Here is a 12,242-nt window from a genome sequence, read left to right on the forward strand (position 1 = left end):
TCGCCCGTTCCTCGGGTCGAGCTTCGGCTAGATAAAGACGCTGCCCACCGACGTACCTCCGGTTGGATAGAGCCGCAGGATCAGGGTCATGAGTGCCTGGGAACCGAGTATTGCCTCGCGGAACGCTGACCTCAAAGGGAGCATGGACCCAAACGGCGGCGTCCCAGACCGCGCTGAGTTCAGGGCGCTGGAGAAAGATCCCGTCCACGAGGACGATTCCCCTCGGAGGTACGGCGATCCGTGCGGCGTCAACGGGCTCGTTCCGTGCGACATCCCAGATAGCTGGCGTGATTGAACCGTGCGCGCGCAGAGAGTCCACGACATGGCTGCGGAAAGCTTCGTATCTGTAGGAACCGGAGTAGAACCCCTCTGGGCCCGAGCCCGCGGCTACGCGCTCTGCTTTCGGCCGATGGAAGCCGTCGATGCTGACGCGCACGACTGGCCTGCCGTCGCGTGTGCGAGCGAGGTCCGCGAGTTCCGCCGAGAGATGTGTCTTCCCGGCACCGTCGAAACCGTCGAGGGCGACGAGGATTCGGCTCTCTGGTCTAACGCGCTCAATCTCCTCCAGCAGCTTCATCAGGACAGATGAGCGTGACCCTTCAGCTTCCACGACCCCAACCTATCGATCTCATCGGTTGGAGAACCATTGTGGATCTGCCGGGTCCGAGGCGAGGAGACGACCCCGATGTCCCACCCACAGACGATGATGGAGGGATGAGCGACGTGCTCGACCGCTTCACCCCTGCCACACAGGACTGGTTCCGGGGCGCGTTCAGCGCGCCCACACCGGCCCAGGCCGGCGCGTGGGATGCGATCTCCGCCGGCAGACACGCGCTCGTGGTCGCGCCGACAGGGTCGGGCAAGACGCTCTCGGCGTTCCTCTGGGCGATCGATCGCGTCTTCCGCGAGCGGGCGGAAGCCGCGACCCCCTCAACAGGTGCAGACGCCGCCCCTGCGAAGGGCACCGCGCGCACCCGCATCCTCTACATCTCACCCCTGAAGGCTCTGGGCGTCGACGTCGAACGCAACCTCCGCTCGCCGCTGGTCGGCATCGGACAGTCCGCCCGCAGGCTCGGGCTCGCAGCGCCGACCGTGAGCGTCGGAGTGCGCTCCGGCGACACCACCTCGAGCGACCGTCGAAAACTGGTCTCTGACCCACCCGACATCCTCATCACCACCCCCGAGTCGCTCTACCTCATGCTCACGAGCCGCGCCGGTGAGACCCTGCGCGACGTGCACACCGTGATCATCGACGAGGTGCACGCGGTCGCCGCGACCAAACGCGGAGCGCATCTCGCGGTGAGCCTGGAACGGCTCGATGCCCTGCGGCGAGCCGGCCGCGAAGACACAGCACCCGCACAGCGCATCGGCCTCTCCGCCACCGTCCGCCCCATCGACGAGGTCGCCCGCTTCCTCGGCGGTTCCGAACCGGTCGAGATCGTCGCCCCGAAGGCATCCAAGACCTTCGACCTCTCGGTCGTCGTCCCGATGGACGACATGACCAATCCGCCTCCCCCGCCCGGAGCCCCCGCTACGAGCGACGACCCCGCCGAGTACACCGAGGTCACCGGATCAGTCTGGCCCCACGTCGAAGAGGCGATCGTCGACCGCATCCTCGAGAACAACTCCACGATCGTCTTCTCCAACTCGCGGCGGCTCGCCGAGCGCCTCACCGGCCGGCTCAACGAGATCTATGCGGAGCGCATCGGCGTCCCGTTGCCTGAGCCTGCGGGCCCACCCGCCGCGATGATGGCGCAAGCGGGCTCCACCGCCGGTGCGGAGGCCGTGCTCGCCAAGGCACATCACGGATCGGTATCCAAAGAGCAGCGCGCCCTTGTGGAGGAAGAGCTGAAATCGGGCATCCTGCGCTGCGTCGTCGCGACGAGCAGTCTCGAACTCGGCATCGACATGGGCGCGGTCGACCTCGTCATCCAGGTCGAGGCGCCGCCGTCCGCAGCATCCGGGCTGCAGCGCGTCGGTCGCGCGGGCCACCAGGTCGGCGAGATCAGCCGCGCGGCACTCTTCCCCAAACACCGCGGCGATGTGCTGCACACCGCGATCGTCACCGAGCGGATGCTGGCCGGCAGGATCGAGGCGATCGCCGTGCCGCGCAACCCGCTCGACATCCTCGCCCAGCAGACCGTAGCCGCCTGCGCACTGGCACCGATCAGCGTCGAGGAATGGTTCGAGACCGTCAGGCGGAGCGCGCCGTTCCAGTCGCTCCCCCGGTCGGCGTACGAGGCGACCCTCGATCTGCTGGCCGGCCGATTCCCCTCGGACGAGTTCGCCGAGCTGCGACCCCGACTGATCTGGGATCGAGACGCCGGCACGCTCACCGGTCGACCAGGCGCCCAGCGGATCGCTGTCACGAGTGGCGGCACGATCCCCGACCGCGGCCTCTTCGGTGTCTTCGTCGCCGGCGAAGGCGCGGGCCGCCGCGTCGGCGAGCTCGACGAGGAGATGGTCTACGAGTCCCGCGTCGGCGATGTCTTCACGCTCGGCACGACGAGCTGGCGGATCGCCGAGATCACGCACGACCGCGTCAACGTGCTGCCCGCCTACGGCCAGCCGGGCAAGGTGCCGTTCTGGCATGGAGACGGCATCGGGCGGCCATACGAACTCGGCGAAGCGCTGGGCAAGTTCTCTCGCGAGGTGTCAGCCGCCGCCCCGGAGAAAGCTGCGCAACGACTGATCGAGGCCGGCCTCGACGAGCAGGCGCGCATCAACCTGATGGCACATCTCAGTGAGCAGAGGGAGGCCACCGGTACGTTGCCGACCGACCGCACGCTCACGGTCGAGCGCGGCCGGGACGAGGTCGGCGACTGGCGCGTCATCCTGCATTCCCCATACGGCATGAAGGTGCATGCGCCGTGGGCGCTCGCCATCAACGCGCGCGTCAGGGAGCGTCTCGGCGTCGACGGATCGGCTGTCGCGAGCGACGATGGCATCATCGTCCGGATTCCGGATGCCGACGCCGAACCCCCAGGCGCCGAACTGTTCGTGTTCGACCCGGACGAACTCGAGCATGTCGTCACGGAAGAGGTCGGCGGCTCTGCGCTGTTCGCCTCCCGGTTCCGCGAGTGCGCCGCGCGAGCCCTGCTCATGCCCCGCATGAACCCGAACAAGCGCACCCCGCTGTGGCAGCAGCGCCAGCGCTCGGCGCAGTTGCTTGAAGTCGCGCGGCGCCACCCCACGTTCCCGGTGATCCTCGAGACGCTGCGCGAAGTGCTGCAGGATGTCTACGACCTGCCGTCGCTCAGACGCCTCACCAATGCCATCGCCGAACGCAAGGTGCGGCTGGTCGAGACAGAGCCGGCACAGCCGTCGCCGTACGCGCGCGATCTGCTGTTCGGCTACGTCGGCGCATTCATGTACGAGGGCGACTCGCCCCTCGCCGAGCGCCGCGCTGCTGCCCTCTCGGTCGATCCGGCGCTGCTCGGCGAGTTGCTCGGAACCGTCGAGCTGCGCGAGCTTCTCGACCCGGACGTGCTCGCCCAGTGGGAGCGCGAGGCGCAGCGACTCGACCCCGAGCGCCGCGTACGAGGGTTGGAGGGCGTCGCCGACCTGCTGCGGATGCTGGGGCCGATGGATGCGGCGGAAGTCGCGGAGCGCCTCGAGAGCGAGGTCGGCGGCACGGCACCGGGGCACCTCGCCGCGGCTCAGACGCACCTCGACGACCTGATCGCCGCCCGTCGTGCGATCCCTGTCACGATCGCCGGCATTCCTCGCGTCGCCGCTATAGAGGACGCGGGTCGACTGCGCGATGCGCTCGGTGCCGCCCTGCCCACCGGCATCCCGGTCGCCTTCCTCGAACCGTTCGCCGATCCGCTCGGCGACCTGGCCGCCCGTTTCGCCCGAACGCACGGCCCGTTCACGACGGATGCCATCTCTCTCCGCTTCGGCATCGGCTCTGCCGTCGCCCGCCACACGCTGCAACGCCTGGAGAACGCGGGCCGCCTCACCAGTGGGTACTTCCTGCCGGAGGCGGCAGGAAGCGGGTCCGAGATCGAATGGTGCGACACCGAGGTGCTGCGCCGACTGAGGATGCGCTCACTCGCAGCCATCCGCGGCAGTGTCGAGCCGGTCTCCCCCGAGGCGTACGCACGGTTCCTGCCCGAGTGGCAGCACCTCGGGCGCCCGCTGGAGGGGCTCGACGGCGTGGTGTCGGTGATCGAGCAGTTCGCGGGCGTGCCGATTCCCGCGAGCGCCTGGGAGTCGCTGATCCTGCCCTCCCGTGTGCGCGACTACACGCCCGCACTGCTGGACGAACTGACCGCCAGCGGCGAAGTCATCTGGTCGGGCCACGGCACACTGCCGGGACGCGACGGATGGGTGTCACTGCATCCTGCCGACCTCGCACCGTTCACGCTGCCGGAGCCCGAGGACGAACTCGCGCCGGACTCCCTCGAAGCGCAGTTGTTGAGTGCGCTGAGCGCCGGTGGCGCGTATTTCGCCATGCAGCTGCGCGAGATGACCGGCGCCGAGAACGAGCAGTCTGTGCTCGAGGCGCTCTGGAACCTCACCTGGTCGAGCAGGGTCACCAATGACACCTTCGCACCCATCAGGTCGCTGCTCGCCGGCGGTTCTCAGGCGCATCGCGTGACCCGCCGGGCCCCTCGAACGCGCACCTACCGGGGCATGTCCCTTGCCCGTACACCTGCTCGCCCGACAGCGGTGGGCGGACGATGGTCGTTGCTGCCACCGGCTGAGACGGATGCTGCGCGCCGCGCCACCGTGAGCGCCGGACTGCTGCTGGACCGCTACGGCGTCGTGACCCGCGGGGCGGTGCAGGCCGAGGGCGTGCCAGGCGGCTTCGCCCAGGCCTATCGAGTGCTGGCCGGATTCGAGGAAGCAGGGCACTGCCGACGCGGATACGTCATCGAGAAGCTCGGCGCCGCGCAGTTCGCGGCATCCGCGACGGTCGACCGCCTGCGCACCTTCGCCGCACTCGCCGACCCGCCCCCGCGCAAGGCGGTCACGCTCGCCGCGACCGACCCGGCGAACCCGTACGGCGCGGCACTCGCGTGGCCGCGGCGGGAGGGCGTGTCGCATCGCCCGGGGCGCAAGGCGGGCGGACTCGTCGTCCTCGTCGACGGGTCGCTCGTGCTCTACCTCGAGCGAGGCGGCCGCACGGTGCTGGCGTTCGACGATGATCCGGAGCTGCTGCGCGCCGCGGCATCCGATCTGGTGAAGATATCCCGCGCGCGTCGGCTCGAGACGCTCACCGTGGAGAAGATCAACGGCGAGGCGATCTACGGAACTGACTTCGCGATGGCTCTGCAGGAAGCCGGATTCGTCGCGACCCCGCGCGGCTTCGCCCTGCGCAAGGCGCTGTAGCGGCGAGACCGATGCTCCGGCATGAGACCGAGCGACGCACGCTCGGTCTCGCGCCGAAAGCTCGGTCTCGCGCGATCACTCCGGCACGAAGCCTCGTTCGATCCAGCGTGCGACACGATCGATCGAATCGGATGCCGCGCGCTCCTCCGGTCTGTTCAGATGACCATGCAGAACTCCGGGCTCAGTCGCGAGTTCGAGCGGGATCCCCGCTGAGACAAGGGTCTCGGCGAACACTTCGCCCGACAGGCGCAGGAGATCGATCTCGGAATTGATCATCAGCACCGGAGGGAAACCGGCCAGGTCGCTCGCCACGGCGCGACCAGGGACGACGGCCAGTGGAGCATCCTCAACGGGGCCGCCGAAGAAGTTCCGGTACATCTCGGGAACATAGCCGTACGGGTGGATCGCCGACGGGTTCGCGTCGAGCAGCGCCCGCATCGCGGCATCCGGCGCCGGTTGATCGGCGAGGAGCGTCGGGTAGGCGAGGAAGACGCCCGCCGGAAGCGGCAGACGACTCGCGTCATCAGCGAGCAGGCGCAGCACGGCCCCGGTCACGAGGTTGCCACCGGCACTCGCACCTCCGATCGCCGATCGTCCGACATCGATGCCGAGCTCGTCGGCGTGCTGCACCGTCCACGCCCACGCGGTGAGGATGTCGTCGGAGGGCGCCGGATAGTGAAAACCTCCGCCGAGGTGGCGATAGTCCACGGAGATCACCGTCACACCACGCATGGCGAGCGCGCCGGATGTCCAGTGCGCCTCCGGCATGTCCAGGTCGCCACCGCGAAAGCCGCCGCCGTGCGCCCACACCAGCGCCGGAGTGACGCCCGGCTTCCCCGGGGAAGCCGGATACACGCGGACCAATCCGTCTGCCGCGTCGAATGGCTCTGTCATGCTCTTGGCCTCCTTGGCCTGTCGTCGTGTGCGTCCACAGTCTGCGCGCTACGCTACATGAATCGTTTCAAGACGCACAAGGCGCCGGTGGTGATCCATATGATGGATTCACCGCGCGCCGCGCGGCCAGCTAGATGAGGTGCATGTGACCGGGCCAGTAGGAATTCGTGAGGTTGCTGAGCGTGCGAACGTGTCCGTCGGCACCGTCTCCAACGTGCTCAACAAACCGGAGCTCGTCTCGGCCCGCACCCTGGCGCTCGTGCAATCCACCATGGATGAACTCGGGTTCGTGCGGAACGACCTCGCGCGGCAGCTGCGGATGGGGGGCGGCACCACGCTCGGCATGATCGTGCTCAACGTCGCGAACCCGTTCTGGGCGGAACTCGCCCATGCCTGCGAGGCCGCCGCCGAGACGCAGGGCCACACGGTGATCTTCGGCAGCAGTGATCAGCTCGATGGACGCGAGGACCGCTACATCGACCTCTTCGAGGAGCAGCGGGTGCGCGGAATGCTGATCGCACCACTCGACGGCGCGACCGAGCGGATGAACAGGCTCACACGGCGGGGCATGCCGCTCGTCCTCTTCGACATCCACGCCGCAGGCGGCGATGTGTGCTCCGTCGCCCTCGATGGCAACGCCGGTGGCTACCTCGCCGTGAAGCACCTTCTCGACACCGGCCGCCGCAGGGTCGCTTTCCTGGGTGGGCCGCTGCATCAGGTCGAGGACAGGTGGGAGGGGGCTCAGCGCGCGATCTCAGAGGTGGCGGATGCGACGCTCACCCACTTCGACACCACCGATCAGACGATCGCGGACGGTCGCGCGATGGGTGAGTTGATCGCCGAGCTTCCGGAGCACTCGCGCCCGGACTCGATCTTCGGCGCCAACGATCTGCTGGCGCTCGGCGCGATGCAGTCCCTCGTGCTCGCCGACGACGTGCATGTTCCTCGCGACATCGCCATCGTCGGCTACGACGACATCGACTACGCGGCGTCGGCGATCGTGCCGCTCACCACGATCCATCAGCCGAGGCAAGAGCTCGCGACCGAAGCAGTGCGGCTCGTGCTCGACCACGCGGCGACCGGCGGCGCGCACGAGCACGAGCACCTGCTGCTGCCCCCTCAACTCGTGGTGCGGGAGAGCACAGCCCGCTGATCACAGCTCTCTGATCACCACGTCGGACGCCGCGTGCTGTAGCCGACCTCGCCGAGATGGAACGCGAGAGGGGTGCGATCGGCAGAGTCGTACGGCCCGGCATTGGATGCGTCCGCACCGGCCGAGCGGATGCGGATGCCGACGTCGACGGCTGTGATCGCCGTGCGTGCGGCCAGGTCGGAGACGTCCACGGCCACGCGGCTCCACCCGGCCGGCCAGAGGATCCCGGTCTGCTGCACACTCGTGCCGTCCGCACCGTGCACGACGATGATGCTCTCGAGCGCGCGCGGAGGATTCGGAAGGCACAGGTCGAGCAGCCCATAGACGAAGCGCGCACGCGGCAGCTCGCGACCCGACCCCGATGCGACGTCGCTGCCAGGGGACACCCGCAGCGTCAGCGTGCTTCCCTCCCCGTCGGATCCGGAAGGCGCACCTCGACTCGATCGCACCAGGGCGACAGGCCCTCGGGGTTGTTCATGCGGCACCGGCATGCAGCGGATGCCGTCGCTCAGCACCTCAATCGACTCGGCGCCGATGCCGGTGTCCGCACCGGCCGCGATGCTGCGCGACAGCCAATCGCGCTCACCATCGATGTCGGGCGATGGGGCCGGTCGGAACGGCGGCGTCCACGCCGCCTCGGATCCACCCTGAGGTGCCGACGGACCTGTCGGAGCGCGAACCGACGAGACCGTGAGCGTGCGTTCATGCACCCCCGACCCGAGCGTCTCGACGTCTTGCCCCGGAAGACGCAGCTCCGCACGAGCGCCGACGGGCACGGTGAGCGTGACAGTCATAGCGTCTCCATCAGCGCGGTAGCCGAGTCCGACAACGCCACGCACCGTGCGCGACGACAAGGTCAGAGAGTCCACGCCGTCGATGAACTGGGGTTCGACGATGAAGGTCGACCAGCCGGCGCCGGTCGGACGGATGCCGGCGAGCCATTGCCATGCCCAGCCGGCGAACGGGCCGCCGAGCCCGATGTGATCGAGCGACCCGGTGCCCGTGTTCAGCGGGTCGATCCACCAGCATTCCCAGAACGTGCCCGGCCCGTGATCGAGCATCGCGCCGATGCCGGGCTCGTCCGGCTGATGAAGCGCGTCGAAGAGCACTTGCGAATGCCCGCTGCGTGCCAGCGAGTTCACGACGGTCCGAGTGGTCGCGAAGCCGGATGTCACCCGGTTCCCGCCGGCCCGCACACCAGCGGCGATGCGTTCGGCCGCGCGCTCGCGTTCGGCGGGGAAGAGTATCTCCCCTTCGATGCCGATGGCGTCCGCGGCCTGAGTGCCGTTGCCGAACACATCATGCTCATCGTCGAAGAACGCGACCCGCGCAGCCGCGCGAAGCGCGTCCGCCGTCGCGCGCCGCTCGCCCGCGGCATCCGCCTCACCGATCGCTTCCTCGAGCGTCGCCAGGGATTCGAGGCAGTCGATTGTCGCCAGGGTGTGATGCAGCGGCGGGGGCGTCTGCACGAGAGCGAGCCAGTCCGACCCGTAGCTGATCGGGGCGCGGCCGATCACGCCGTCATCGGCGCGCAGCGTCAGTTGATAGTCCGCCCAGCGCCGCAGCGCGGGGAGGGTCTCGCGCACGACGCGCGCATCACCGTAGTGCAGCCAGTGGCCGAGCAGCACCCGCTGGAGAGCAGCGCCCCACACCGGGTCCGGCGTGATCCTGGGCGAGCGGAGATCGGGCGAGATCGCCGGAATGCTCCCGTCCGCCTGCTGACTGGTGCGCAGGTCGCCGAGCCATTTCGTGAAGAAGCCCTGCATGTCGAACGCCGAGAAGTCGAAATCGGCGGCGGATCCCGTGTCCCCCGTCCAACCCGACTGCTCGCGGGTCGGGCAATCCTCCGGAATGCCGTGCACGTTGTTGAGCAGCGTGCGCCTGGCGACGCGACCCAGCGCGTTGACCTGCGCGTCGTCCGTCTCCAGGTCGCTGATCGACTCGAGATCCGAGTGGAGGCTCCAGGCCTCGAGAGCGATTTCGGCGTCGGCGGGCAGGCCCAGCACCTCGATGTAGCGGAACCCGTGATAGCAGAACCACGGCGTCAGGATCGAGTCGCTCCGCCCATCGACGACGTACTCCACAGCCTGGCGAACGCGCCCTCGGTCGTACGGCATCGTCAGGTTGGTGGTGTCGATGCGCCCGTCCGCACCGAGGTGCTCGCCGTGGACGACGCGGATGACGCTGCCTTCCGGCAGCGCGGTCGTCACCGTGAGTGCGCTTCGCCCCGCGATGTTGGTCCCGACGTCATAGACGCGGTAATCGTTCGCGCGCGTGAGGAGCGTCACGCCGTGCGCGGCCACCCGATGGACTGCCGGTGACGGGTCAGGGTCGATGTCGCGCGGAGGATGCTGCGGCGACGCCGGCGAGTCCTCCGCCACGAGGACACGAGCAGCGGACGCCGCGCGAAAGTCCAGCAGAGCGCCTATGGACTCGTGTCGTTCGAGATAGAACGGTTCTTCGACCGTCACCTCGCCGGCAGCACTGAGCAAGCCCTCGCCCGTGCCCGCGCGCACCACCGTGCCGTCCTCCAGATGCACCACCACTTCGGCGAGCACGCGCGGATCCAGCCCGGTTCGCGCCCACTCCCCCGATGCCAGAGCGAGGTCGAGGGTGTTCTCCCCGTCGCCGCCGTCAGCGAAGCGAAGAAGATCGGTGACGTCGTACGTGCGATACAGCGCGCGTACGAAATCGGTCCTGGACGGGTCAGAGGAAGCAGGGTTCACGGCGACGCCGTTGACGGATGCCCGAACCAGCCCCTGCGCGGTGAGATGGAGACGCGCGTAGCGGATCGGCGCACTGAGATGAAACGCACGTCGAAGGATCGACAGAGGCGGATGCGACACCCACTGCGCCGTCCAGTCGGAGTAGTCCCACGGCCCCGACTCCATGCGGGTCGGGTCCGACCAATCCGACCAGTCCCCTGCCTCATCGCGCACGCGGACGGCCCAGAGGTATGCCGAGTCGGGGTCGAGCGGGACTTCCAGCTCGACGAACGGATCACCACCTGAAGCGTCGTCGGCCGCAACGGTGACACCAACCGAGTCGACATCATCGCGGCGGGGATCGGCGTCACTGCGTGCGACCCGCGCCTCGAATGCGGTCTGCTCCTGGCCCGACCGCACCAGCGGCACGGTCCAGGACAGCCTCGGGCGGCGCTGCGAAGCGGTTCGGACGAAGCGATGATCATCAGAACGCGGATCATCCACGGTCGATGCGTGCCCATCGACACGCAGTGCGGTGGGCACAGGACTGGTCACGTGGGCTCCTTCGCCGAGGATGAGAAGAACCGAACGGCCTACGCCCATACTCGGCCGCCGCAAGGACTTGAAACGTATCATAACCGTGATCAAGGATCGGCGGCTCTCGCTTGACAAGCGGAATCCTGTCGCACATCATGATCTGAAAGGTTTCAATCACTTGCAACACCAACGTGCACGGCGATCACATCCATGAAAGGAACGATGACAATGATGTCTCACCAGGCGGGGAAGCCCCGCAAAACCCTCTTCGCGCTCGCGCTGGTCGCGACGCTTCCGCTGTTCGCCGCCTGCGGCGGCGGAGCCGGCGCCAGCGGCGGCGAAGGAGCCGCGGGTGAAGTCGAGGGAAGCTCGATCATCCTCAACACCATCACCGGGCTCGAGCCGCAGTTCCAGGAGTACGCCGACGCCTATATGGAGGCCTTCCCCGATCGCGAAGTCGAGGTTCGCAGCACGACCGACGACGCCGCAGAGTACGCGCAGGGGTTGGCCACGGCCCGGCTCAGCGGGGAAGTGCCCGACGTCTTCTTCAACGTGGACTTCCTCGCGGACACGCTGGCGACGAACAACGTCACTCTCGACCTGACTCAGGGGCTGAAGGACGGCAAGCTCGGAGACCTGGATGCGGATTCGTTCCTCCCGCAGTTCGTCGGTCAGTACCGCCCGATCGACAACCCCGAGCAGATCACCGGGCTTCCCGTGAGCGCCGACTCCGTGGGGCTCTACTACAACAAGACCGCCTTCGAGAAGGCCGGCGTCACCGAGTACCCTGAGGCCGATTGGACCTGGGACGACATGTATCGGGTCGCCGAGGAGATCCAGACGAACAGCGGCGGAACTGTCACCGGCCTCGCTGCTCCGCTCGGGGACGGTACAGCGCAGATCGTCTTCGGCCCCGTCATCCAGGCGTTCGGTGGAAGCGTGTACGACCCGGAGACCAACAAGTCCAGCATCGGGCAGCCCGAAGCCCTCGAGGCATGGGAGCTGCTCCTGAGCGCCTATGGGACGGCATCCGGCGAGTATACGACGACCACCGATGATCCTTCGCTCAAGTTCGACTCCGGCAACGTCGCCATGGCGATCGCGTCACGCGGCGCCGCACCCGGTCTCAAGGAGACGATGCCCGACGACAACTGGGACGTCCAGGTCCTTCCCACGATCGACGGCAACTCGACGGCGGGCGGCGGATCGTACGGACTCTCCATCGCGCAGACCAGCGAGAACCAGGATGCCGCCTGGGCATTCCTGAGCTGGTTCTATGACACCGACGCCGGCATGAAGGTCGCTCAGGAAGTCGGCGGCGTCATCCCTCCGACCGACGACGGCATCGACAACGGCATCTGGAAGGACGGCACCCCGCCGCCCGCCAACATCGAGATCTTCGGCGAGTCGGCGCGCACCGCTGTACTGCTCACGCAGATGCCCGGCTCCTCCTCGACGACGCTGACCGAGGCGACGAAGAAGGCGACGCAGGAAGTGCTGCTGAACGGCAAGTCCATCGAAGAAGCGTTCGCTGAGGCCGAGCAGACCGTCAACGACGCCATCGAGAAGCAGAGCAAGTAGTCCGAAATCCGGGTGGGGCGCCTGGCGCCCCACCC

General features: G+C 68.1%; 5 protein-coding genes. 3 read left to right on the forward strand and 2 right to left on the reverse strand.

The annotated features are described in order from the left end of the window. The first annotated feature begins 714 nt into the window (after positions 1 to 714). Positions 715 to 5,337 (forward strand): ATP-dependent helicase, encoded by a 4,623-nt coding sequence (locus QFZ46_RS04040; RefSeq protein ID WP_307358533.1) that lies wholly within the window; start codon positions 715 to 717, stop codon positions 5,335 to 5,337. 75 nt (positions 5,338 to 5,412) lie between these two features. Here the strand turns inward: QFZ46_RS04040 and QFZ46_RS04045 are convergent, their stop codons facing one another. Next, positions 5,413 to 6,231, reverse strand: coding sequence for an alpha/beta hydrolase (locus QFZ46_RS04045; protein ID WP_307358534.1), 819 nt, complete (start codon positions 6,229 to 6,231; stop codon positions 5,413 to 5,415). 145 nt (positions 6,232 to 6,376) lie between these two features. Here QFZ46_RS04045 and QFZ46_RS04050 point away from each other — a divergent pair, with 145 nt between their 5' ends. Next, positions 6,377 to 7,384: a LacI family DNA-binding transcriptional regulator gene (locus QFZ46_RS04050; RefSeq protein ID WP_307358535.1), complete on the forward strand. Its 1,008-nt coding sequence runs from the start codon at positions 6,377 to 6,379 to the stop codon at positions 7,382 to 7,384. A gap of 14 nt (positions 7,385 to 7,398) precedes the next feature. Here the strand turns inward: QFZ46_RS04050 and QFZ46_RS04055 are convergent, their stop codons facing one another. Then, positions 7,399 to 10,644, reverse strand: coding sequence for a family 78 glycoside hydrolase catalytic domain (locus QFZ46_RS04055; protein WP_307358536.1), 3,246 nt, complete (start codon positions 10,642 to 10,644; stop codon positions 7,399 to 7,401). A 204-nt stretch (positions 10,645 to 10,848) separates the two neighbouring features. On the opposite strand from QFZ46_RS04055, the gene QFZ46_RS04060 reads away from it, so the two are divergent. Next, complete coding sequence (locus tag QFZ46_RS04060; RefSeq protein ID WP_307358537.1) at positions 10,849 to 12,207, forward strand: ABC transporter substrate-binding protein; 1,359 nt, start codon at positions 10,849 to 10,851, stop codon at positions 12,205 to 12,207. Positions 12,208 to 12,242: the final 35 nt, after the last annotated feature.

Source organism: Microbacterium murale, from assembly GCF_030815955.1.
GTDB classification, from domain to species: Bacteria; Actinomycetota; Actinomycetes; order Actinomycetales; family Microbacteriaceae; genus Microbacterium; species Microbacterium murale_A.